Genomic DNA, 23,376 nt, shown 5'->3' on the forward strand with positions numbered 1-23,376 from the left:
GGCGTTCAGTCGAGTTGCGTGACGGCGATAGTCACCGACACGTCTTCGACGTCCCACGTTTCGACGGTTTCACCCTCGGCAGCGCCGAGTTCGAACTCGCGTGCGCGGACTTCCGAGGCGATGAGGTCGGCGTTCTCCTCGACGAATCCGGCGACTCGGTCGTCTTCGACGACGACGCTCACGTCGATTTCCTCTTCGACGTCCAGGTCGAGTTGCTTGCGCATCTCCTGGATACGCCGGATGACGTCGCGGGCGTAGCCCTCGGACTCGATGTCGTCGGTGAGGGCGGTGTCGACGTAGACGGTGCCGCCTTCGAACTCGGCACCGGTGACGTTCGCCGGCGGTTCTTTGACGTACGAGACCATCTCGTCGGTGAGTTCGTACGTCTCACCGTCGACGTCGACGCCGGATTCGACTTCGGCGCGGGTGAGGCCTTCGACGGCCTCCATAATCTTCTGCGCCTCGGCGCCGAACTCCGGCCCGATGACGCTCATCTGTGGTTCGGCCGTCTCGACGAGTTCGTCGAACACCTCGACGACCTGTACGTCGCGCGTGTTCACGCGCTCCGAGAGCAGGTCCGAGAGTGCGTTGACCGCGTCGGCAACACCCTCGTCGTCGGACTCGACCACGATGCGCGAGACGGGCCAGCGGAGTTTACGGCCACCCAGTTGGCGGGCGTGCGCGGCGGCCTCTTCGACGTCACGGAGGACCGCCATGTTGGCTTCGAGGTCCTCGTCGCGCAGGTCCTCGTCTACCTCGGGGTACGAGAGCATGTGGACCGTCGTCTCGCTGCCGTCGAGACGCTGGTACATGCGCTCGGCCATGTACGGCGTGTAGGGGGCGATGAGGCGGAGAGACTCGGCGAGGACCGTCGAGAGCGTGGCGTACGCGCCGAGTTTGGAGGCGGACTCCTCTTCGTCCCACATGCGCTCGCGAATCGCCTTCACGTAGAAGCGCGAGACGTCCTCCGTGACGAAGTCGAGGAGCGTGTTGAGCGCGGTGTGGACTTCGTAGTCGTCCCACGCTTCGTGCATCTCGGCTTTGACCGTCTGGAGGCGCGAGAGCACCCACTCGTCGACGACGGTGAGTTCGCCCTCCGAGAGGTCTGCCTCGGCCGGGTCGTAGCCGTCGAGGTCCATGTACGGCAGTGGGAAGCGGAAGACGTTCCAGAAGATGTTGAGCGTCGACTGCATGTCGCCGAGGCCGTCCCACTCGAACGAGAGGTCCACTCCCTGCTGGTCGTGGGAGAGCAGGTAGGCGCGAAGCGGGTCGCGACCCGCTCGGTCGATTGCTTCCTCGGGCGTGACGATGTTGCCGACGGACTTCGACATCTTGCGGCCGTCTTTGTCGTTGGCGAACCCGTGCATGATGACCTCCTTGTACGGCGACTCGCCAGTCGCGGCGGTACCCATGCCGAGTTGCGACCAGAACCAACCACGGGTCTGGTCGTGTGCCTCGATGATGAGGTCCGCGGGCCACAGTTCTTCGTACGCCTCGGTCTCACTCGGGAAGTCGAGCGTGCCCCACGTGGCGACAGAGGAGTCAATCCACACGTCGAACACGTCAGGGACGCGCTCGTAGGTCACGCCGTCTTCCGTGATGGTGATGGGGTCGACCGATGGTCGGTGGAGGTCCACCGTCTCCGGGTAGATATCCTGGTCGGCGCGTTCGGCGAGTTCCTCGCGCGTGCCGATGACTATCATCTCCTTTGCGCCCTCTGCCTCCGGGTCCTGCGGGACCCAGATGGGAAGCGGGATACCCCAGTAGCGCTGCCGGGAGATGTTCCAGTCGGGGGCGTCGCTCACGAAGTCGCGGAAGCGGTTGTCGCGGGCCCACTGCGGGTGCCACTCGGACTCCTCGATGTTGTCGAGGAGTTGCTCTTTGACGTCGGTGACCGTGATGAACCACTGGTCGGTAGCGAGGAAGATGATGTCCGTATCACAGCGCCAACAGTGACCGTAGCGGTGGTCGTGTTCGCCGGCGTGGAGCAGGTGGCCGCCTTCCTCCAGGTCCTCGATGACCTGTGGGTTGGCGTCGCGGACGAACGTTCCCGCGTAGTCGCCACCCTGTTCTGTGAACTCGCCTTTGTCGTCGACGGGGACGAACACGTCTAAGCCGAGTTCCTGCCCGCGGGCGAAGTCTTCCTGCCCGTGGCCGGGTGCGGAGTGGACAAGGCCAGTGCGGTCCGCTTCGACGTAGTCGGCGGTGTAGACCTGTCCGGCCCCCTCGAAGTCGGCGTACTCGCCGAGCACGTCGGCGAGTGGGTGGTCGTACTCCCAGCCAACCATCTTGTCGCCGGTCACTTCGTCGAGAACCTCGTAGTCCTCGTAGCGGCCCTTCTTCAGGACGTCTTCGACGCACGGTTCGGCGACGTAGAGCACTTCGCTCTCGCCGTCTTTGGTCGCGCGGACGGCCTGATACGTCATCTCGCCGTCGACGGCGACGAACGTGTTCGCCGGGATGGTCCACGGCGTCGTCGTCCAGATGACGAGGTTCCCCTCGCGTCCACTCAGTGGGAACTTGACGTAGATAGACGGCGACGTGATTTCGTCGTACTCGACTTCGTTGGCGGCGATGGCGGTCTGACAGCGCGGACAGTAGTTGACACTGCGTTTGCCCTGTTCGACGAGGCCGTTGTCGGCGACGTTCGAGAACGCCCACCACGCGGCCTCCATGTACTCGGGCGACAGCGTCTCGTAGGGGTCGTCCCAGTCCATCCACGTGCCGATAGACTGGAAGTCCTCGTCCATCGCCACGCGGTTGCGGACGGCGAACTCCTTGCACTTCTGGATGAACTGCTCCATGCCGAACTCCTCGATGTCGCGTTTCGAGGTAAAGCCGAGTTCCTCTTCGACTTTCACCTCGATGGGGAGGCCGTGCATGTCGTAGCCGGGACGGTCGGTGACCTGGTGTCCCGTCATGCGCTTGTGCCGGATGACGGCGTCCTTCAGCGTCTTGTTCCACGCCGTACCGAGGTGCATCTGCCCTGACGTGTACGGCGGACCGTCGACGAAGAAGAACGACGGGTCGTCGGCGTGTGCCTCCTTCGTCGCCTCGTACGCGTCGTTCTCGTCCCAGTACTCGCTGACGACGGACTCGACGTCCGACGGCGTGTACTGGTCTGCGATGTCTTCCATACCCCGTCCTTCTCGTGGATATATATCAAAACGGCGGGTCTCGTCCGCGTCTTCCGGGCGCGCTTCCGTGTCACTCTTCGACATGGGTGTGCCTCCGGTGCTGACCGAGATGGCGAACCCGCCGCTGTCGGTACCGGGTAGTCTGCAATCGATACGCCTGTCGGGTCTTGGTGTGTCGGGTCATACGATGTACTGCGGGTGCTCAGAGACGGTTCGGGCGGAAATCGGGGATAAGAGTGGATGCGAGGCTAGCGCCCCGCAATAATCGACGACTGGGTGACGCAGTGTCGCGACTGACGGGCCTCGAACGGCGTGGCCGCAGTCGTCAGGTCGCGTCGCATCGTACTCGAAACCAGTGCCGCGTCGACAATAACGCTTACTCCGACGCCGCCGAGCGTTGTGGCGTCCACTCCCCGAGGGTGTATCTCCCGAGCGTCGCGTCCATCTCGTCGTCGTGGACGACGAGCGTGACCCGTTTCGGGGCCCCGCCTCGACGAACCTCGAATTTGTGGAGACTCGTACAGACAAGTTCGTCAGCGTCCTCGTAGCGGTCCAAGTCGGCCGGCGACCGACGAATCGGAATCTCTGCGGTGTTCCACCCGGTCCACTCCGGTGAGAGGCCGACGTTGTAGAACGCGGCGTCGCCGGGCGACATCAGTACCTCGAACAGGAGGACGAACGAGTCGCCGTCCGCCCACAACAGGTCGTTGGAGTAGCGTCCCTGCATCGCTCGCTCGGTGAACACGTCGCGTTGGTCGTCGGGTGGATTGGGAAACACCCATCCGCGAAGGTCAGCGTCGTCGGGGAACGACCCGTGGACGTACTGTTCGTCGACAGGGTGGAGGACAGCGGACCCGTGGGCACCGGTGATTCGACCACTCGCGGTTCTGCGTGTGTCGGCGAGACACCCGGCAGTCGTGACGAGTGAGAGCGACGCGACGCTGGAGAGGAGGGCACGGCGGCGCATGGTAGACGTGTCAGAGAGACACCGTATAAATCAATCCCACGTCACCCAGAGCAGGACGCCGAGGGCCACCGCTTGGAGGACGTGAATCCCCATCAGCACTCGCCACGCGATGTCTGGCATCTCGGTGGCGAACCAGACGGAGAGCGTCGGGTCGACGAGGTAGTAGTAGAGCGCGAAGAGACTCTGTGCGAGCAAGAAGAACCCGAAGACGACGAGTCCCAGTGCGTGTTTCGACCGGAAGGTGACGAAGTTCTTCCCCCAGATTCCGAGGAGGACGACGAGGAAGACGGCACTGAGTCCGACGGAGAGTCGCGCGACGTCCACCCAGATACTCATCGCAATCGCTCCGTTCGGGCCGGTCCGTCGCTCGTTGTCGTTGGTTTCATTCGTTTACGTGGGCGATTATTCGCTCGATAGTGTCCCAGTGTTGTCTGGTCTGTCCCGACGGAAGGTAGACGGAACCGTATCCCGTCCCGCTGTGTTCGACCATCCCGTTCTGTACGAGTACGTCGAGGTGGTGACGAACCGTCTTGTAATCGAGGCGTAACTCCTCTGCGAGTCGGTTCGCGTTTCGCGGGCGGTCCGACAGTTCACGGAGGATTCTGATACGGTTCGCACCACCACGTGTGCCCGTCAGGACGTACCAGAGGACACCCTCCATGCCGTACTACTACAGCGGAGACGGACCTAAGCACATCGGCGATTTGAGACGTTTGCCGGTCGAAACCGGAGTGCTCGGGTTTAGTTGTCGGCGACGACTTGCAGGTCGAACCCCGCGTCGGTCGGTTCGTCGTCGGGCGTCAGGTAGCCCTGCGCGATAGCAGTGTACGTCCGGCCACCTTCGGGTGCGACATCGAACTCGGCGACGACGTCACCATCGTTCGTCTCGGTATCGCCCCGAATCTGGAGGGTGTACTCGCCGGCGGGAACCTCGACAGTCGCGGTGTCGCCGAAGGCAGCACCGTCGACGATGGCGTCGCCGGACGAGGCGACAGTCACGTCGACGGGTGGCGCATCGGGCGACGCGTGGAAGACGCGAATCCGGGCCACGTCGTCAGCGGGGGCCGACTGGTCGTCTTCGAGGAGCACGACTTCGAACCCGTTCTCCGCACCGTCTTCGAGTTCACCGATTGCGGCGGCGGTGTACGCCCCAGTCGTCAGGTCGATTTCCGCGTCGAAGACGACGGTGTCGGGTGCCTCAGTCGCACGAATCGTCACCTGGTGCATGCCGGAGGAGAGGCCGAGATACTCACTCACAGCGCCGAATGGCACGTCCGAGAGCGCGACGGTACCATCGACGAGGACGTCGACGTTCGGTGCGTCGGGCGAGAGGTGCGCCGCGCGAAGGGCCACGTCCAACAGGCCGCCGCCACCCATCCCGGCGTCGACCACTGCGATAGGTTCGAAGGCCTTGTCCATCGCGTCCTCGGGGGGCGAGAGGTACCCCGAAGCGAAGACGGTGTAGACCGTCTCACCGGTGAGTTCCACGTCGAATTCGGCGACAGCGTCGCCGTCGTTCGACTCGGTGTCGCCTCTGACTTGCAGTGTGTAGGTGTCGGCGGGGACTTCGACGCTGCCGGACTGTGTGAACTCGACGCCGTCGAAGAGCGTCTGGTCACCGGCGGTGATGTCGACGGCGGGCGCGTCGGGCGAGGCGTGGACGACGCGGACACGGGCCGTCTCGGCGTCGGGGAGCGATACGTCGTCTTCGAGGACGAGGGGTTGGAACGTCCCTTCACCGAGTTCACCGACGGCGGCGACGGTGTACGTCGCCTCCTCGACGCCGACATCGCCTTCGAAGGCGACGGTCGATTCGTCACCCGCGGCGGTAATCTTCACCGTGTAGGTCCCAACCGGGAGCGAGAGATAGTCACTGACGGCCCCGTATGGCACGTCTTCGAGGGCGACGTCGTCGTCGACGTAGACGTCCACGTTCGGGGCGTCGGGCGACAGATGCGCGACGCGGACCATCGCCATCTCCGGTTCCGGCGTCGGTGACGGCGTCGTCGTCTCGTTCATGTCGGGTTCGGTCGTCGTCTCGGAGTCGTCTCCACCGGTCGTTCCGCTTCCCATACAACCGGCGAGTCCACCGACGATGGCTACCCCACCGATTCCGCGAAGCATGTCACGGCGCTTGATGTTCGTCATAGCGACGAGTCGTGGGTTCGCCAGTGCGAATTTGAGGGTTTTCCCAAATCTCACCCCGATGCCGCCGGATGTCCCCCAACTGTTGCCCTGTTGTCACCCGTGATGGGTGGTTTCGTGCAGCGTCCGAGCGATGGATGTAACTCTCGCGCAGTCGCGGACGGGTCGCACAGAAGCGGCCGACTTCCCGCGTTCTCCCTCAGTCGAACTCCGGCAGGTCGTCCGGTGCCTCGTACGACGATTCCCAGTCGATGTAGTCGTCTTTGAGCACGTCGCACACCTGTTGGCCGAGTTCGGTGAGGCCCGCGTTTATCGACGACACCTGCCCCCACGAGGTTAACTTCGGATGCAACTCGCGTTCCTTCCAGTCTTCGGGGAGGCCCGGCGCGTGATACCCGACTCTGTCGGCGAAGTCGTCCCAGAAGAAGTCGAAGTACGTGAGCAAGTCGAGTTCGAGCACCACCTGCCACTGGTCTTCGGTGACGGGCGTCTCCTCTGCCCACGCTTCGAACGCGTCGGCCCACGCTCCCGCTTCGAGGAACTCCTCGAGTTCGGGTCGCTTGAAGTCGGCGTCGACTGCTACCTGCGCGTCCTCGTACTGGTTCGGGTCTACCTTCGGCAACGACGGCGGGTCGGGGACGGGAACGTCGAGCATACGAATTGGTGAGTCGTCTTCCCGGATAAGGGTTCGCCGCCGACCACTCTACGTATCCATCCGCTCGATGACCGACTCCAACTGGTCGGCACGCGCCTCGACTGCCTCTTCTCGAAGTGCTTCTTCTTCGGGCGTCGGACAGTCCAGTCGCGGGACTGGCGTCGGCGTTCCGTCGTCGTCCAGGGCGACGAACGTCAGGAACGACGTGGTGGTCTTCCGCAACTCGTCGGTCTTCGGGTTCTCGGCGTGGACGTCGACTTTCACGTCCACACTCGTCCGGCCGACGTTGAAGACGTACGCCTCCATGACCGCCACCTCACCCAGGTCGATTGGGCTGATGAAATCGACGTGGTCCATCGACGCGGTGACGCACTGTCGGTTCGAAAAGCGCATCGCCGCGATTGCGCCGCAGATGTCCATCCAGTGGAGGACTGCCCCACCGAGGGCACGCCCGAGGTTGTTGGTGTCGTTGGGGAGAAGCAGTTCGGTCATCTCGGTTCGCGACTCCGCGAGCGTGGCGGTAGATTCGCTCATGGACGTGGCGTCGTACCGAGGGTGCTTGAAATCGTAGGACCCGACCCGCGGTGAACTACTCGTCCGTGTCTACGTCGAACGCTTCGGGTGGTTGGCCTGCCGCGTCGAGAACGTCGTCGGAGACGAGAATCGGACAGTCGACTCGGATGGCGAGCGAGATGGCGTCGCTCGGGCGCGCGTCGAAGACGAACGTCTGGGCCTCGCCGTCGGTGTAGCGTTCGGCGTCGACTTTCGCGTAGAACGTGCCGTTGGAGATGTCGTCGATGCGGATACTGTCGATTGCGCCGCCGAACTCCGTGACCATCTCGACCAGTAAGTCGTGGGTCAGCGGTCGCTCGAACTGTTCACCCGAGAGGCCGAGTTGAATCGCCTGGGCCTGGTCCGAGGTGATAACTATGGGGAGGAATTCGTCGCGTGCTTCGAGGATGACTGCGGGGACGTTCGACCCGTCCTCACCGACACCGACCCCGATACCACGGACCACGGCACGGTGCTTCATGCTACACAGTAGTTTCGCGGAGTACGAATAGTTACCCCAACGAACAGGTGTGGCGTCAGACTCTCGGGCGTGCGTGACTACCGTCGCCGATACAACTGGACGAGGCCGATAGCGAGCAGGATGACCAGTCCGCCGGCGAAGAACGCGAGTCCCGGGGGGATACTCTGTGCGACGGCTGGCGCGGATTCGGCGGCCATCGTCACGGTTTCGGCCTCTGCACCGCCGGAGTCCGCGACGGGGGCGAACCCGGAGAGGCCACGCGTCGTAATCCACTGGACGAACGCCGAGAGGAGGCCCAAGACGGCGACGGCACCGAGGAGACTACTCAAGATGCTGGCGACGCCCGTCCGCGTCTCTTCCGTCGCCGCGACGACGACGAGGGGTCTGTCGGCGGGAGCGTAGACTTTCATCTCTCTCCCTTTCTCCGAATAGACGGTGTCGATTACCTCGACGAGGCCGGTGTCGTCGAGTTTGCGGAGGTGGTACTGGACGTTCTGGAGAGACGTGTCCACCCTGTCGGCGAGTTCTGCGGCGTTCGTCGGTTCCTCGTGAAGTTCGGCGAGGATGCGGCGCGCAGTCGTCGACGACAGCGCCGACAGGAGGTCGGACGCCTCGTCGTCACCGAGTCCGATGACCCGAGGCGAAGATTCGTCTACGGAGGAGGTGTCGGGGGCTGAGGGCAGCAAACCTGCCATACGTGACCGTTACTACACGGGAGGATACAAACTTGTTGTCCCCGCCGTCACACCGACGTCACTGTCCTCGACCAGTGGTGTCCGCAGTCACTCTACAGCGTCCACCACGAGGACGCGAATATCGTTGACATTGGTCCCAGTTGGCCCCGTCTCGACCAATGCGTCGGCGTCCGTGAGGACGGGGAGTGCGTCGTTCGCCGCGAGGGCCGTGTGCGCATCACGTTGCGTGACCGACGACGAATCGACGAGCGCGCCCGCGACGTCTGTCCCGCCGTCGAGTCCGTCACTGTCGATACTGGCGAGTACCACGCCGTCCGGGAGTTCCGGGCCTGCAGCGAGACAGAATTCGAGGTTCGGGCCGCCTGACCCGTCGCCACGCACGGTGACGGTACACTCGCCGCCGGAGAGAATCACCGCCGGTGGTTCTATCGGATTTCCGGTCGCGAGGGCCTCTTCTGCGACGGCGACGTGTGTCTTCGCCGCTTCGCGTGCCTCCCCTCGGACGCGCGACGAGAGGACGAGCGAGTCGTATCCGCGCTCGGTTGCCACGTCGCGGGCGGCGTCGAGTGCGGTGAACGTGTCCGCGAGGACGTGATTGTCCACGCGCTCGAAGATAGGGTCGCCGGGTTTCGGCGTCTCGGGGACGTCACCCGCAGACCCGCGTGCGAGACGCGTCCTGACCGACTTCGGAACGTCGAGGCCGAATCTGTCCACCACGTCGAGGGCGTCGTCGTAGTACGTCTCGTCGGGGGCCGTCGGGCCGGAGGCGATGACGTCCAGGTCGTTTCCGACCACGTCCGAGAGGACGAGGCCGACGACAGTCGCTGGCGATGCGAGTCTGGCGAGACCACCGCCTTTGAGCGTCGAGAGGTGTTTCCTGACGGCGTTGAGGTCGTGAATCTCCGCGCCGCTCTCTAACAACTCGTCCGTCGTCTGTCGAAGGTCCTGAAGCGAGATACCGTCGGCCGGCGCGGGAAGGATTGCGCTCGCACCGCCGGTGATAGCGGCGAGGACGAGCGTCCGTTCGTCGAGGTCTGAGACGAGTTCGACGAGACGCCGCGTGCTCTCGACGCCGCGTGCCGAGGGGACCGGGTGGTCACCGGGCAGGCGCTCGATTCGAGTGCCTGTGCCCGGGTTGGGTGTGACGACAGCGCCGGCGTCGATTCGGTCGCCGAGCACTGCTTCGAGCGCGTCTGCGACGCCGTCGCCTGCCTTTCCGCCACCGACGACGACGATTCGGTCGTACGCCGAGAGGTCGTAAGTCGCATCCGCGACGGTGAGCACGTCGCCGTCGAGCGAGAGAGACTCGCGGACGACGCGCTCGGGAAGAACCGCCTCGACACCCGCACGAAGACAGTCTATCGCCGTCTCGTGTGCTGGCGTCGGTGTGTGCGCATCGAAATCGTCCATAACTCGTGGGTGATGCCGACACGGATAAAAACCGTGGGACGGTAAACCCGGCGATGAACGATTCGTCGCCCGGCGAGGGTCACGTCCACGTCGTCGGGACGGCCCACGTCTCGGCCGACAGCGTCAGAGAGGTCGAAGAGACCGTCAAATCGGAACGCCCAGACGTCGTCGCGGTCGAACTCGACGAGGGGCGATACCGACAGTTGAAGGGCGGAACCCCAGACGACATCGAGGCGCGTGACCTCCTTCGGGGGAACACCGTCTTCCAGTTTATCGCCTACTGGATGCTCTCGTACGTCCAGTCGCGGATGGGCGAGAAGTTCGACGTGAAACCCGGCGCGGACATGCTGGCCGCCGTCGAGACTGCGGAAGCAGAGGGCCTCGACGTCGCGCTCGTCGACCGAGACATTCAGACGACCATCCAACGCTTCTGGCGGCGGATGGGCACACTCGAAAAGATGCGCATGGTCGGTGACCTCGCGTTCGGCGTCGCCGACGCGCGCGGTGTCGGTATCATCGCGGGCATCGCCGTCGGCGTCTTCCTCGGACCACTCGTCGGCCTCTACGGCGACGTGGTCGGCATCTCTGACGTCTTCTTGACTCGTGTCGCCACGGGCGCCGTCGTCGGCGCTGCCGCCTCGTATCTCCTGTACACGATTGCGTCCTTCTCGTTGAACGGCGACGACGCCATCATCGCTGGTCTCGGCGGCGGTGCGGCCGTCGGACTCGTCGGTGGGTTCGGCCTCGGATACGGAACCGGCCTCGTCACCTCGGTTCTCGGCGGACTGGGGACGACTATCGTCGGCAGTCTCGTCGTCGGTATCCTCGCCGGCGTCGGCGTCGGTGTCGTCGTCGGGACCATCCTGAACGCAGTCGGCCTGTTCACACCCGGTGAGAACGCAGATATCGAGGAGTTCGACATGGCCGACCTGACCGACGGCGACGTCGTAACCGCGATGATGGAGGAATTCCGCCGGTTCAGTCCCGGCGGCGCAGAAGCCCTCATCGACGAGCGTGACGCCTACATCGCACACCAACTGGTCGCACTCCGCGAGAGCGGCCGTTCGGTCGTCGCCGTCGTCGGCGCGGGGCACAAAGCCGGCATCGAGAACTATCTCGAACACCCGGAGACGCTCCCGCCGATGGAGTCACTCGTCGGCGTCGCAGAGAAAGATGGCTTCCCGTGGGGGAAACTCGTCGGGTTCGGAATCACCGCGGTGTTCGTCGCCTTCTTCGTCCTCCTGGCGATGGCAGGCGTCGGCAACGAACGACTGCTGACCATCTTCGCCGCGTGGTTCCTCATCAACGGAATCTTCGCGGCGGGACTCGCCAAACTCGCCGGTGCGCGGTGGACCTCCGCCGCCGTCGGTGGCCTCGTCGCGTGGATGACGTCTATCAACCCGCTTCTCGCGCCGGGATGGTTCACCGGATATTTCGAACTCCGACACACGCCAGTCAACGTCGGTGACATCGGGACGCTCAACCAGATTCTCTCCGACGAGGAGACGCCGATTCCCGAACTCGTCGGGAAGTTGTTCGACGTGCCGTTGTTCAAACTCATCATGGTCGTCGCGATGACGAACATCGGGAGTATCATCGCGAGTTTCCTCTTCGTCACCTACGTCTTGCCCGTCATCGCGGCGGACCTCGGCGGCGTCACTGGCGTCACGAACCTGATGCTCGAAGGCGCTGCGAACAGTGCTGACCTCATCTGGAGGACGCTGACGTGAACATCTCGTTTTCCTCCCGCGAACTGCGTGACCTTGCCGTCGCGTGGCTTGCACTGGGAGTGGCGTTCGCCATCTTCTTCGCCGGTGGCGGCCAGCGGGCCATCGCGTCGCTCTTGGGTGGAACGTTCGGCCTCGCACTCGTCGTGAGTCTCCTCACCGCCGGCGTGGGCTTTCTCCTCCACGAAGTCGCACACAAAGTCGTCGCCGTTCGGTTCGACCAGATAGCGGAGTTCCGCGCCGACTACGGGATGCTCGGTATCGCCATCATGAGTGCCCTCGTCGGGTTCATCTTCGCCGCTCCCGGCGCAGTCTACCACCGAGGGATGCTCACCGAACGCGAACACGGCCTCATCGCACTCGCCGGACCCGTGACGAATCTCCTGCTTCTCGTCGCCTTCGCCCCGGTGTTCGTCGCCGGCATCGTCGTCGGGTCGGGCGTCCTCGAACTCATCGGGTCGCGTGGCCTCGTCATCAACGCGTTCCTCGCGGCGTTCAACATGCTGCCGTTCGGGTCGCTCGACGGACGAACCGTCAAGGCGTGGAGTACGCCCGTCTTCCTCGGCGTGCTCGTGCTCTCTGTCGCCCTGACTGCGGGACTACTCCTCTTCGTCGGAATCTGAGGGCCGCAGGTCACGGCGTTCTCTCGGCCACTTTCGTGACGTCACAAATAGCGTCGGCACCGCGAGCGACCTGCACAGCGTCCGCTCTCCGAGAGCGACGACAGGGACGCAAATGGGGCAGAGAAGGGGACCAATCGACGCACGAGGCGTCTGTGTGGGAGGGGGACGACGCCGGCGAGGGCTGGTCGCTTCGGGTGAGTCAGTCTTGGCCGTGGCCACGACCGAGGACCAACGCCGTCGCGTGCAGTGCCAGCAGGCCGACGAACAGGGGAACGTCGGCCGACGAGAGGCCGTTGGCGAGGATGGGCAGGTATGCGACTGGGAGCGCGACTGCCGACCAGAACGCGATGGTTTCGATTGGTTCGTATGCGAGTCGACCGACTGCTGACGCAAAGTCGAGGGCAATCGAGTCGGTTGTGGAGGGGATACCGGACATCGTCATTCATCCATACGATTGGCACCATCATATAAGGGGCCGAGCGTTACGGTGAATTCGCTCGCTTTTCAACTTTTCATCGGGCGGATAAACCTCCCTAATAACGTTTTTTGGATGTTTCACGAACGCCTGAGATTCGCCGAGACGGTTTATCGACGTGTCTCAGACTTTTTCGACGGTTGGAGCAGTATTCTCCGGTACTTGCTTGCGCACCGGCGATTCAGTCGGGAAGAGGCCGACACGTTCACTGGAAGAGCGACGAACGAGGTGACACGAGACGCGCGCGCTCAGAGTGGTTCCTCCCGGTGGCCCCACGGGAGTGAGCCACACCTGCAGATATGCGAGAATGTGTATCATCTGGACCCTGTGATTTTATATTTCGGCCTATCTCGTACACGAACATGACGAACGACGACTCCGAGGGGATGACCTACGCGGACGCTGGCGTCGATATCGAGGCGAGTGAGGCCGCAACCGCGGCACTCGTTGCTCAGGTCGGCGGCGGGTCTGGAGATTACGCGGGCCTCCTCGACATCGGGGACCGGTATCTCGGACTCGCGACGGACGGCGTCGGGACGAAACTCCTCGTCGCAGAGGCGTTGTCCGACTACTCGACTGTCGGCATCGACTGCATCGCGATGAACGCGAACGACCTCGTCGCCGCCGGGGTTCGCCCCGTCGCGTTCGTGGACTACCTCGCAGTCGACGCCCCCGACGAGACGTTCGCCGAACAGGTCGGACAGGGACTCGCCGCAGGTGCCGAGATGGCCGACATCGAACTCGTCGGCGGCGAGACGGCGGTCATGCCCGAGGTCATCAACGGGCTTGACCTCGCCGGCACCTGTGCCGGTCTGGCGAAGAAAGACGCTATCTTCCCCGGCGAGGCCGAACCGGGCGACGCACTCGTCGGATTCCAGTCGTCTGGAATTCACTCGAACGGACTGACGCTCGCCCGAAAGGCGGCAACGTCCGACGGCGACTACGACGACGAATGGGACGGCGACGAGTACGACACCGTCGGCGAAGCACTCCTCGAACCGACGCGCATCTACGCGTATCTCCTCGACGACCTGCGGGCAGCAGGAACCAACGCCGCCGCCCACGTGACCGGTGGCGGGTGGACCAACCTCGAACGGATGGGTGAGTTCCGGTACGTCGTCGACGACGCGTTCGACCCACAGGCCGTCTTCGAGTTCGTCCAGGAGAAGGGCGGCGTCTCCGACGAGGAGATGCACAGGACGTTCAACATGGGCACCGGATTCGTCGCCGCCGTCCCCGAGGAGAACGCCGACGCGCTGGTCGATGCCACTGATGGCCGCGTCATCGGGCACGTCGAGTCGGGAGACGGCGTCTCGATTCGCGGCCTCGAACTGTAACGGCGCGTACATTTTTACGGCGGTTCTTCCTTATCGAACTGTGTCACGACTCCCACCGACACCGACTGGACTGCCGTTCGTCGGTCACACCCTCGCCTTCGCTGCCGACCCGTTCGGGTTCGTCGGTGACCTCTTGACGGACCACGGCGTCGACGACGTGGTGGGTCTCGACGTCCTCGGACTGGACGACCTGTACGTGCTCGCTCACCCGACGTACGTCGAACGAGCACTCGTGAGCGAGCGTGATGCGATAGCGAAAGGGGGTGAGTTCGCTGCCGCGTTCGGAACTGCCGTCACTGCCGTCGAAGGCGACGAGTGGCGACGACAGCGTGCGACGCTCGACCCGTTCTTTCGGTGGGGCCGAGTCGATGAGTACGCCGACGTGATGAGTAGACAGGTCGAGCGGCGGATACAGGAGTGGCCCGATAGTGGAACGCTCTCGCTCGAATCCGAGATGAAAGGCGTCACACTCGACATCATCTTCGCCACCATCCTCGGACGCGAACTCGAACTGGACGCCGACGAACGAATCCGAGGGGCAGCAGACGGCCTCAACGGGCGGTTCTCGCCGGCATCGTGGGTCCTTCCACGCTGGGTGCCGACGCCGAGTCGCCGGCGCTTCGACAGGGCAGACAGACTGCTCCGCGACGAAGTGTCGACGCTCGTCGAGACGGCGGACGAGCAGAGTCTCACGGCCAAACTGGTGGACACGCTCGGGAGCGACTATCCGCAGACCCGCGAGGAGATGGAAGACCAACTCGTCGGGATGATTTTCGCCGGCCACGAGACGACGGCACTCGCGCTCACGTTTTCGCTGTACCTGTTGGCGACACACCCGGCAGTCTGCGAGCGTGCGCGCTCGGAAGTCGACTCAGTGGTCGGGTCGGGTCGCGTGACTGCCGACGATATCCACCACGTGTCGACAGTCGAACGCGTCCTCAAAGAGAGTCTGCGCCTCTATCCCCCGGTGCACACGCTCCCGCGCGAGACAGTTCGACCGTTTTCGGTCGGCGAACGAACCATCCCCGCAGGGACGGATATCCACCTGTCAGTTATCCACATCCACCGCGACGAGCGATGGTACGACGACCCACTCGCGTTCCGTCCGAACCGGTGGGACGGCGAGAAAGACCGGTCGACGTACGCGTACATCCCCTTCGGTGCCGGCCCGCGGAGTTGTCTGGGACGGGCGTTCGCACTCACCGAGGCGAAAATCGTCCTCGCGTCGGTGCTCCGGGAGTTCGAACTCGACTGGGACGGCGACGAACCACTGGAAATCACGCCCGAGATGACGACGCAACCGAAGGGTGAAACTCCCCTCGTCGTCCGACGGCGTTAGATGTGTGCCGCGATGTCCGCTTCCGTGATGATGCCGACTGTCTCGCCGCCTTCGACGACGAGGATGGCCGAGTTGTGGTCGAGGTAGACGCCGACTTCGTCTAACGTCGTGTCGGGTTCGACTGTCGTGATGCTCTCGGACATCACTTCGTTGACGGGGCGTTCGGCGACGTTGTCCTCCTGGACGTGCCGGATGTCCGCGTTCGAGATGATGCCGAGCGGACGGCCATTTTCGATGACTGGCAACTGCGAGAATCCCGCATCGAGCATCATGTCGCGTGCTTCGAGGACGGAGTTGTCGGGGGCGACGCTCCGAACGTCGGCGTGCATGATATCTTCTGCGCGGACGATTTTTCCTTCTGCCTCGTCGAGTGCTTCGACGATGCGTCGGAGCGTCGAGAGACGCGGGTCCACGTCACCGCCTTCGATACGTGCGATGAGTGGTTGCGAGACGCCGGCCATATCGGCGAGTTTACTCTGCGTCAGGTCGAGCGACTTGCGGCGTTCCCGCAGGTCCTGTGGCGTGGGGAGTTCCATGCCGAGGGATAACCCACGGTTATGAAAAAAGGTTCTGGTCGTTCTAAGCGCCTTCGTCGGACTCGAACTCTCGGATATCGATGACGTCGAGCGGGACGTCACGGAGTGCGCCGCCGACTTCGCTCTTTGCGATGCGCGAGGCGTGTTTCTCACCGTCGGCGTTGAAAATCTTGATTTCGAGGAGCAGGCCGACCAGTGCGGTGTTGGCCGCGATGAACGCGGAGTCGAACGGTTCGCCACACGCCGGACACGGCGTGGCACCGACTTCGACTTCGACGTACTCTTTGTCTTTTTCGTTGAGTCGCTTACCGGCTTCACTGACGGCGACGCCGATGGCGTCGTCGATGTCCTCGACGTCCCGTACCAACCAGGCCGCCTCCATCGCGACGAGATAGTTGCTCATACAGTGCTTACGCGCCGGTGGGGTTTCGTGTCTTGTGGTTCGCGCGGACGGGTGATAGAGAGTTTCACCCGTAGTCGAAGGGGAACCGGATTCGACGGCCGAAAACCGGGATGCTCCGGAGCCGATAGTGGAACCGTCTCCAAACGACGCAGACTCACGCGCGCCCACGCCACGGCGAGACACACGTCGAAGACTGACTCGCGCCTGATTCCGACAGTCACGGAACCTGACGGGAGCGCGCGCGGCCTGCGCATGCGACCGATATTATCTCCATAACTTACGAGAATTGCCCCCCGTCGTCACGCACTACTCACGCCGAGGAGTCGTTCGCGTTGGATATTGTACAAGTAGAGTTGAATCGCAAGACAGCGTCGGGTTAGTTATTTCGTGAGGTGGTAAAGTTTATATGCAGGCGTCGCTCGACACCCGAGTGAGGACAACGGTAATGATTCACCGCCTGAAGAAGAACGTCCTGCTCGCCGCCTATCAGCTGTCAGTGGCGACTGCTATCGCCCTCTTGCCGATTGCACTCGCTGCCCGCCGGATGGGCGTGACCCTCCCAATGCACCGTCTCATCGAGACGACCGGAAACGCATACGAACGCGCTGTTACCCGCTAACACGGGCCGGCAACCGCTTTTTGAGAGCCACCGACCACCCGTGAGCGCCGCCGCCGTCTCCGAACGCCACACAGCACAACACCGGCAACGGCGAGGTGAAGGGTTGCATTTATCAGCGCCGAAGTGCAATCGCAGACAATGCGTACCCCGACTCACGACGAGTTCTCCGGCCGTCTCGACTCGCTCAACGGCGACCACTCGAACGTGTTCGGCCCCGAACTCGGCGAGTTTACGAACGCCGAGCGACGTGCCGACTCACTGGGTGACAAAGAGACGAAGACCGGTACCACGACCGTCGGCATCAAGACCGAAGATGGTGTCGTTCTCGCGACTGACATGCGCGCCAGCATGGGATACATGGTCTCCTCGAAGGACGTCCAGAAGGTCGAAGAGATTCACCCGACGGGCGCACTGACCATCGCCGGGTCCGTCTCGGCGGCCCAGTCGCTCATCAGTTCGCTCCGCGCCGAGGTCCGTCTCTACGAATCCCGCCGTGGCGAAAACATGAGCATGAAGGCGCTGTCGACGCTCGTTGGCAACTTCCTTCGCTCCGGCGCGTTCTTCATCGTCCAACCGATTCTCGGTGGCTACGACGAAGAAGGCGGCCACATCTACAGCATCGACCCCGCAGGGTCCGTCCTCGAAGAGGAGTACACGGTCACTGGCTCCGGCAGTCAGTACGCCCTCGGTGTCCTCGAACGAGAGTACAGCGACGACCTGACCGTCGAAGAGGCGAAACAGGTCGCGACGAACGCCATCCGCGCGGCAGTCGAACGTGACCTCGCGTCGGGTAACGGTATCAACATCGCCGTCGTCGACGAAGACGGCGTCGACATCGAGCGCCACCAGAACTTCGAAGGCCTCGAATAAGGCCACTCTCGTTTCTCTCCGCTTTCCGTCCGCGACCGGTAGGTGTGGCTCACGGGGGCGATGCTTATCTCTCGTCGTCCCGACCATCGGTCGTGCTTAGGTTGAGATTCTTCGCCTGTAGACGGTGTGATACCGTCGTCTCCGTCCCCGACGTTCCGTCTCGGTGCGCAACCTGCGAAGCGACGTCTCTCGAAGAGATTACGCAGGAACTGGGCGACTACGCGTACTTCGTGGCGGCCGGTCGAAGTCGCTGACCGAAGGCGACGTGACGCCGTCTCAGAACCAGTCTGCGAACTCGCCTTCGAGGAGCGTGTCGGCTTGCTGTTCGACGTACTCGCGCTGCATCTCGTGCAGTGCCGTCTCGAAGTCCACACCGTCGTCGACTCTCTCGCGGACCCGATGGCGTTTCCAGTCGGCCGGCGTGACGCCCGTCTCGACGCGCTTCCGCAGGGGTTCGAGGTAGTAGTTCGCCTCTTCTTCGGTACAGCCAGCGACTCTGAGGCCGTCACGCGCGTGGACGAGCAGGTCCTCGTAGAGTTCCGCACCCGCAACGTCGTCGCCGTCGATATCGACCCACTCGATGTCGCCGTGTGGCCCCTCGCGCATGGCCGTGTAGAAGTTCTCCTCGGCGACGGACCAGTCTTGGTCGATAACCGGGTGGTCCTGTCGTGGGAGACGTTCCATGAGGCCCGCGAAGGCGGCCTGGAACGCGATAGAGTCACGGACCGTCGGTTGACCGGCGATGGGTCGGAACTCGATTCGAGCGTTCGCAGACGACCGACTCGCGCCGTCGAAGACCGGACGGACCCAGCGCCAGTACGTGCCGTGTTTCCGACGGAGTGTGGCGAACTCGTCGTCGAATCGGCCGCCCGTCGCGACGGACATCGGAACCATCGTCGAGTCGGTGACGACGCGTTCGACGGCATCTTCGATGGTGTCGAGGTCCTCGGGGAACGTCACCTTGTCGTGGTCTCCCGAGTTGAGCACCGACTCGAAGACGGCGATTCGGTTCTCGTCCCACCCCTCGTCGAGAATCTCGTCGGCCGTCGCGTCGTCGTCGTAGAGGTCCTTCGGGAAGAACGGCGAGTTGACGCCGAGTGCGAGGAGTGGCCCGGCGACGCGGAGGGCGTAGTTGAAGAAGTGCGGCAGGTCTTCGGCGCGTGGCACCTGATAGTGGGGTTGGATAGACGTGATGAGCGCTTCGGGCATCACCGTGTCCGCTTCGAGTGAGACGTGCGGCGCTTCGAGGGTAAACGACGGGGGCGCAGTCGGCCCGTTGGCCATCGCGTGGTAGCGGACCGAACCGCTCATGTTCGTCGCGAGGCGAATGCCGCCGTCTCTGATAGAGTCCGTGAGGTACTCTCTGGCCGATTCTCCCGCCGGCGGGATGGTCCACATTCCGTCGGAGACGAGGCGTATCCCCTCGGCGGCGGTGCAGTCGAGCGCCGCTTCGAGACGGGCGCGAACCTCGGACTCCTGTGCACGGAGTCCGTGGGGGTTCAACGGTTGGGGACTCGTCGTCATCTCGGCGTTGTGCAGACCCAGTTCCTTCTCGAAGCCCATGAGACCGAGCATCCGACGCGGAACCCGCATGAGCGCGTGGACGTCGTCTTCGCTCGCGGACCATCGACCGTCGGAGACGGCGTAGAACTCGTACTCCAGTCCGACGATGGACTGGTGGTTGTCGAAGGTCCCCTCACGCAGTTCGCGCTTGAGTACCTCAGCGTCGGCTTTCGCCTGTGCATCGAACTCGGCCGCGTCGACCGCGAGCACGTCTTCGACGCGCTCTGCGAGGTCGTCGCTCATACCCGCCGAGACGATGCCGAGACTCTTGAACGTCCCGGCACTGTCCGCGTTCGACAGCGAATCACATCACCGACGACTGTCGAGACGCTTTTGCCCCGGGCGGAGGTATGCACGCTCGATGCAGTTCGCCGAGTTCGCCGCCCGCGCCGCCGAGATAGAACGAGAGAGCGCCGACCTCACCATCGTCTCGCTTCTCGCAGACCTGTTCCGGGACGCCGGCAGTGACCTTTCGACAGTCGTCCGATTCGTCCAGGGACGCGTCTTCCCGGCGTGGGACTCCACCACGCTCGATATCGGCCCACGCCTCTGTCACGAAGCGATTGCTCGTGCCGCGGGGCCGAACGTCTCCGCCGACGACGTCGAAGACAGACTCGCGGACCTCGGGGAAATCGGTGCCGTCGCCGCGAGTTACGACTTCGGCGGCCAACGTGGCCTCGCCGCGTTCGGTGACGGCGGACAGGACGGCCTGACCGTCGCAGAACTCGATTCCGAACTTCGGTCGCTGGCCGCCGCGTCGGGGTCCGGGAGCGAGGACACGAAGCTCAAGACCCTCTACGGCCTGTTCAACCGAACCGACCCCGAAGAAGCCAGATTCCTCGCACGTCTCGTCCTCTCAGAGATGCGTATCGGTGTCGGCGGAGGGAGTGTCCGTGACGCCATCGCGGAAGCGTTCCTCGTCGCCCCCGAAGACGCCGCCGCCATCCGCGACGACGACGTGGACGCGGACACCGAATCGGCCGCCCGTGAGCGCCGTGACGACGCGATTGCGAGCGTCGCCCGCGCCCTGCAGGTTTCGAACGATTACGGGATGGTCGCCGAAGTCACCCGTGACGAGGGTGAATCCGGTCTCGCCGACGTCCGTCTCGAAGTCGGGAGACCGATTCAAGCGATGCTCGCACAGGCAGGCACTGCCGGCGACGCCCTCGACGAGTGGGGCACCGCCGCAGTCGAGACGAAGTTCGACGGCGCTCGCGTGCAGGTCCACCACGACGCCGACGGCGACGTATCGCTCTACTCGCGCAACATGGAGGACGTGACGGACGCACTCCCGGAAGTCGTCGAGTTCGTCGAAGCGACGGTGACCGACCCGGTCATCCTCGACGGCGAAGTCGTGGCCATGGACGACGACGGCGACCCACTCCCGTTTCAGGAGATTCTCCGGCGCTTCCGACGCAAACACGACGTGGGCCGGATGCGCGAAGAAGTCCGCGTCGAACTGCGGGCGTTCGACTGCCTCCACGCCGACGGCGACGACCTGTTAGACGACCCGCTGTCGGCGCGTCACGACCGACTGACGTCCGTACTCGGCCCCGACTCAGACGCCGTCTCCGACCTCCTCTACTCGGACGACGCCGACGAAATCGCCGCCTACGAGGCCGACGCACTCGACGCCGGCCACGAAGGTATCATGCTCAAAAACCCCGACGCCCCGTACTCGCCCGGGGACCGGGGGAAGAACTGGCTGAAACGGAAACCCGACGTAGAGACGCTGGACCTCGTCGTCACCGGTGCCGAGTGGGGCGAAGGCCGGCGCGCGAAGTTCCTCGGGACGTTCCTGCTGTCGGCCCGCGTCGAGGGTGCGTCGGACGACGGCGGTCGGTTCGAAACCATCGGCAAAGTCGCCACGGGTATCACCGACGAGCAACTCGTCGAACTCACCGACCTACTCGAACCCGAAATCGAGCGAGAGTCGGGCAAAGAAGTCGACATTCGACCGTCTGTCGTCTTCGAAGTCGGGTACGAGGAGATTCAGGCGTCGCCGACGTACTCCTCCGGGTACGCGCTTCGGTTCCCCCGGTTCGTCACGGTCCGAGAAGACAAGACGGCCGAGACAGCCGATACGCTCGAACGCGTCGAACGGTTGGCAGGGTCACAGTAACCGACGATTCCCGTCGCCGACTCGCAGTAGTCGCGTTTTTCATCCGCCGGGCCCACCTGTCGAGTATGAGCATCAAACACGACGGCCTCTCTGTCTCGTGGCTTGGGTATGCGACGGTTCGCGTCGAGTCGCCCGACGGGTTCGTCGTCTACTTCGACCCCGGACGCTACGGTGTCCTCGACGACTACTACGCCCGCGACGGCGACCTGATTTTGGTCACCCACGACCACCACTACGACTCTGACGCCATCGAACAGGTGGCCGACGAGGACGCTACTGTCGTCGCTTTCGAAGGCGTCGACGCCGCGAACATCGACCGAGACGTAACACCGGTCGAAGACCTGCCGTACGAGACGATTCGCGTCGGCGAAGAGGACTTCCTGACGGTCGGTGCCGCCGACGTGTGGACGCTCCCGGCGTTCAACGACCCGGATGGCCCGCACGTCCGCGAGAACGGCGAACCCTACCACCCACGCGGACTGGGGTGTGCGTACCACATCTCGCTCGGTGGGCGAACCATCTTCTGGCCGGGCGATTCGGACGTACTGGCGGGGTTCGAACGACTCGAAGTATCACTGTTCCTCGCCAACATCGGCGGCACCGTCGTGATGGACCGCCACGAGGCGGCGGACCTCGCGAAGACACTCGACCCTGACCTCGTACTGCCCATCCACTACGACACCATCCCGGTTCTCGAAACGGACGAAGACGCGTTCGTCGTCGACGTCGCACGCCGGGGTATCCCCGTCGTGCTCGACGACCCCAGCGACGTCTGAGTCGTCGTCTCGGCCCACGCCGGGGCGCTGTCGCCCTGTAGAGGTGTAAACAGACAGAACGATTTTGCCGGGCCGTCCCGTCTATCGGGACATGGACCTCGATTACGGCATGCTCGCTGGTCGCCGACCCTACTACCGGTTCGGTGACACTGGCGGCGACCCCCTGTTGGTCATCCCCGGCCTCTCCGACGCCTTCCAGCGCGGCGACCCGAACCGCGGGACGGCGATGATGCTCACGAACCTCTACCGCGAGTTCGCGGACCGTGACGTCTGGGTCGTCGGCCGGCGCAGACACCTCCCCGTCGGCTCTTCGACCCGCGACATGGCCGCCGCGTACGCCACCGTCGTCGACGAACAGGGCCTGTGGCCGGCGGACGTCATCGGCGTGTCTCTGGGGGGCCTCGTCGCGCAGTACCTCGCTGCCGACTACGCGGACTACGTGGACCACGTCGCTATCGTCTCGGCCGGGAGTCGTCTCGGTGGCCACGGAGAAAACGCCGTGAAACAGTGGCGAAACTGGGCCGGCAAGGGCAAGTGGGCCGACGTGCTCGCCGACACGGTGCGCGAGACGGCGACCGGTTCCGAACAGACTGTCGTCCCACCGTTCGTCCAGTTCGCCGGGCGGTTCGCAAACTTCCGGCCAGAGTACCCGTCTGACGTCGTCGTCTCGTGTACGGCCACTCTCGAACACGACGCACGGGAGATTCTCGGCGATATCGACGCCCCGACGCTCGTGGCCGCTGGCGACAGCGACAGTCTGTTCCCCGAACCACGACTCCGTGAACTCAAAGACGGTATCGACGACTCGACGCTGGCGCTGTTCGGCGGCGTCGGACACGACTTGGCGACGAGTCAGCCACGAGAATGCAACGGTATCGTCAGGCGCTACTTCGATGGGTTCCGCGGTGACGGACTCCACCCGTAAGCGGAAAAATCTCGGTCGT

At 63.9% G+C, this 23,376-nt stretch carries 24 protein-coding genes; 10 read left to right on the forward strand and 14 right to left on the reverse strand.

What is annotated here, in order from left to right; all coding sequences use genetic code 11:
- Nucleotides 1-5: 5 nt before the first annotated feature.
- The 10 genes from ileS to ACK3R5_RS07655 all read right to left on the reverse strand — a co-directional run bounded on the left by ileS (nt 6) and on the right by ACK3R5_RS07655 (nt 10,042).
- Nucleotides 6-3,137 carry an isoleucine--tRNA ligase gene (gene ileS, locus ACK3R5_RS07610; protein ID WP_411968568.1) on the reverse strand — a complete coding sequence of 1,044 codons (3,132 nt, stop codon included), beginning with the start codon at nt 3,135-3,137 and terminating at the stop codon, nt 6-8.
- Nucleotides 3,138-3,513: 376 nt separating this feature from the next.
- Nucleotides 3,514-4,104, reverse strand: coding sequence for a hypothetical protein (locus tag ACK3R5_RS07615; protein WP_411968569.1), 591 nt, complete (start codon nt 4,102-4,104; stop codon nt 3,514-3,516).
- A 30-nt stretch (nt 4,105-4,134) separates the two neighbouring features.
- Nucleotides 4,135-4,440, reverse strand: a complete 306-nt coding sequence (locus ACK3R5_RS07620; protein WP_411968570.1) for a hypothetical protein — start codon at nt 4,438-4,440, stop codon at nt 4,135-4,137.
- A 46-nt stretch (nt 4,441-4,486) separates the two neighbouring features.
- The gene (locus tag ACK3R5_RS07625; protein ID WP_411963466.1) at nt 4,487-4,765 is read right to left on the reverse strand and encodes an ArsR/SmtB family transcription factor; all 279 of its coding nucleotides are present in this window, start codon (nt 4,763-4,765) and stop codon (nt 4,487-4,489) included.
- A gap of 80 nt (nt 4,766-4,845) precedes the next feature.
- Complete coding sequence (locus ACK3R5_RS07630) at nt 4,846-6,252, reverse strand: DUF4397 domain-containing protein (protein ID WP_411968571.1); 1,407 nt, start codon at nt 6,250-6,252, stop codon at nt 4,846-4,848.
- A 196-nt stretch (nt 6,253-6,448) separates the two neighbouring features.
- Nucleotides 6,449-6,904, reverse strand: coding sequence for a hypothetical protein (locus ACK3R5_RS07635; RefSeq protein WP_411963468.1), 456 nt, complete (start codon nt 6,902-6,904; stop codon nt 6,449-6,451).
- A 48-nt stretch (nt 6,905-6,952) separates the two neighbouring features.
- Nucleotides 6,953-7,438 carry an acyl-CoA thioesterase gene (locus ACK3R5_RS07640; RefSeq protein WP_411963469.1) on the reverse strand — a complete coding sequence of 162 codons (486 nt, stop codon included), beginning with the start codon at nt 7,436-7,438 and terminating at the stop codon, nt 6,953-6,955.
- A 55-nt stretch (nt 7,439-7,493) separates the two neighbouring features.
- A complete protein-coding gene (locus ACK3R5_RS07645) occupies nt 7,494-7,937 on the reverse strand; it encodes a bifunctional nuclease family protein (protein WP_411963470.1) in 444 nt (147 codons plus the stop codon).
- A gap of 77 nt (nt 7,938-8,014) precedes the next feature.
- Nucleotides 8,015-8,632 carry an ArsR/SmtB family transcription factor gene (locus ACK3R5_RS07650; protein WP_411963471.1) on the reverse strand — a complete coding sequence of 206 codons (618 nt, stop codon included), beginning with the start codon at nt 8,630-8,632 and terminating at the stop codon, nt 8,015-8,017.
- Nucleotides 8,633-8,719: 87 nt separating this feature from the next.
- The gene (locus tag ACK3R5_RS07655) at nt 8,720-10,042 is read right to left on the reverse strand and encodes a glycerate kinase (protein WP_411968572.1); all 1,323 of its coding nucleotides are present in this window, start codon (nt 10,040-10,042) and stop codon (nt 8,720-8,722) included.
- A gap of 53 nt (nt 10,043-10,095) precedes the next feature.
- Between ACK3R5_RS07655 and ACK3R5_RS07660 the strand changes: the two genes are divergently transcribed.
- Both ACK3R5_RS07660 and ACK3R5_RS07665 read left to right on the forward strand, forming a co-directional pair.
- Nucleotides 10,096-11,772, forward strand: a complete 1,677-nt coding sequence (locus tag ACK3R5_RS07660; RefSeq protein ID WP_411968573.1) for a TraB/GumN family protein — start codon at nt 10,096-10,098, stop codon at nt 11,770-11,772.
- The gene (locus tag ACK3R5_RS07665; protein ID WP_411963474.1) at nt 11,769-12,392 is read left to right on the forward strand and encodes a metalloprotease; all 624 of its coding nucleotides are present in this window, start codon (nt 11,769-11,771) and stop codon (nt 12,390-12,392) included. The genes ACK3R5_RS07660 and ACK3R5_RS07665 overlap by 4 nt, the downstream gene beginning before the upstream one ends.
- Before the next feature lie 199 nt (nt 12,393-12,591).
- Here ACK3R5_RS07665 and ACK3R5_RS07670 read toward each other — a convergent pair whose 3' ends face one another.
- Nucleotides 12,592-12,828: a hypothetical protein gene (locus tag ACK3R5_RS07670; RefSeq protein ID WP_411965803.1), complete on the reverse strand. Its 237-nt coding sequence runs from the start codon at nt 12,826-12,828 to the stop codon at nt 12,592-12,594.
- A 401-nt stretch (nt 12,829-13,229) separates the two neighbouring features.
- On the opposite strand from ACK3R5_RS07670, the gene purM reads away from it, so the two are divergent.
- Nucleotides 13,230-14,204 carry a phosphoribosylformylglycinamidine cyclo-ligase gene (purM, locus tag ACK3R5_RS07675; RefSeq protein WP_411968574.1) on the forward strand — a complete coding sequence of 325 codons (975 nt, stop codon included), beginning with the start codon at nt 13,230-13,232 and terminating at the stop codon, nt 14,202-14,204.
- Nucleotides 14,205-14,244: 40 nt separating this feature from the next.
- Nucleotides 14,245-15,543 (forward strand): cytochrome P450, encoded by a 1,299-nt coding sequence (locus ACK3R5_RS07680; protein WP_411968575.1) that lies wholly within the window; start codon nt 14,245-14,247, stop codon nt 15,541-15,543.
- On the opposite strand, the gene ACK3R5_RS07685 is transcribed toward ACK3R5_RS07680, so the two are convergent.
- A complete protein-coding gene (locus ACK3R5_RS07685; protein WP_411963477.1) occupies nt 15,540-16,079 on the reverse strand; it encodes a CBS domain-containing protein in 540 nt (179 codons plus the stop codon). The two genes, ACK3R5_RS07680 and ACK3R5_RS07685, sit on opposite strands and share 4 nt — an antisense overlap.
- 43 nt (nt 16,080-16,122) lie before the next feature.
- Nucleotides 16,123-16,482: a DUF555 domain-containing protein gene (locus ACK3R5_RS07690; RefSeq protein ID WP_411963478.1), complete on the reverse strand. Its 360-nt coding sequence runs from the start codon at nt 16,480-16,482 to the stop codon at nt 16,123-16,125.
- A 430-nt stretch (nt 16,483-16,912) separates the two neighbouring features.
- On the opposite strand from ACK3R5_RS07690, the gene ACK3R5_RS07695 reads away from it, so the two are divergent.
- The 3 genes from ACK3R5_RS07695 to ACK3R5_RS07705 all read left to right on the forward strand — a co-directional run bounded on the left by ACK3R5_RS07695 (nt 16,913) and on the right by ACK3R5_RS07705 (nt 18,225).
- The gene (locus ACK3R5_RS07695) at nt 16,913-17,101 is read left to right on the forward strand and encodes a hypothetical protein (protein ID WP_411965838.1); all 189 of its coding nucleotides are present in this window, start codon (nt 16,913-16,915) and stop codon (nt 17,099-17,101) included.
- Nucleotides 17,102-17,239: 138 nt separating this feature from the next.
- Nucleotides 17,240-17,971, forward strand: a complete 732-nt coding sequence (psmB, locus tag ACK3R5_RS07700; RefSeq protein WP_411968576.1) for an archaeal proteasome endopeptidase complex subunit beta — start codon at nt 17,240-17,242, stop codon at nt 17,969-17,971.
- 92 nt (nt 17,972-18,063) lie between these two features.
- Complete coding sequence (locus ACK3R5_RS07705) at nt 18,064-18,225, forward strand: hypothetical protein (protein ID WP_411968577.1); 162 nt, start codon at nt 18,064-18,066, stop codon at nt 18,223-18,225.
- Between the two features lie 22 nt (nt 18,226-18,247).
- Here ACK3R5_RS07705 and ACK3R5_RS07710 read toward each other — a convergent pair whose 3' ends face one another.
- Nucleotides 18,248-19,777, reverse strand: coding sequence for a hypothetical protein (locus ACK3R5_RS07710; RefSeq protein ID WP_411968578.1), 1,530 nt, complete (start codon nt 19,775-19,777; stop codon nt 18,248-18,250).
- A gap of 118 nt (nt 19,778-19,895) precedes the next feature.
- On the opposite strand from ACK3R5_RS07710, the gene ligA reads away from it, so the two are divergent.
- The 3 genes from ligA to ACK3R5_RS07725 all read left to right on the forward strand — a co-directional run bounded on the left by ligA (nt 19,896) and on the right by ACK3R5_RS07725 (nt 23,357).
- Nucleotides 19,896-21,656 carry an ATP-dependent DNA ligase LigA gene (gene ligA, locus ACK3R5_RS07715; RefSeq protein WP_411968579.1) on the forward strand — a complete coding sequence of 587 codons (1,761 nt, stop codon included), beginning with the start codon at nt 19,896-19,898 and terminating at the stop codon, nt 21,654-21,656.
- A 65-nt stretch (nt 21,657-21,721) separates the two neighbouring features.
- A complete protein-coding gene (locus ACK3R5_RS07720) occupies nt 21,722-22,432 on the forward strand; it encodes an MBL fold metallo-hydrolase (RefSeq protein WP_411968580.1) in 711 nt (236 codons plus the stop codon).
- Nucleotides 22,433-22,523: 91 nt separating this feature from the next.
- Complete coding sequence (locus tag ACK3R5_RS07725) at nt 22,524-23,357, forward strand: alpha/beta fold hydrolase (RefSeq protein WP_411968581.1); 834 nt, start codon at nt 22,524-22,526, stop codon at nt 23,355-23,357.
- Nucleotides 23,358-23,376 lie beyond the last annotated feature (19 nt).

The organism is Haloferax sp. YSSS75, from assembly GCF_046764215.1.
Lineage (GTDB): Archaea > Halobacteriota > Halobacteria > Halobacteriales > Haloferacaceae > Haloferax.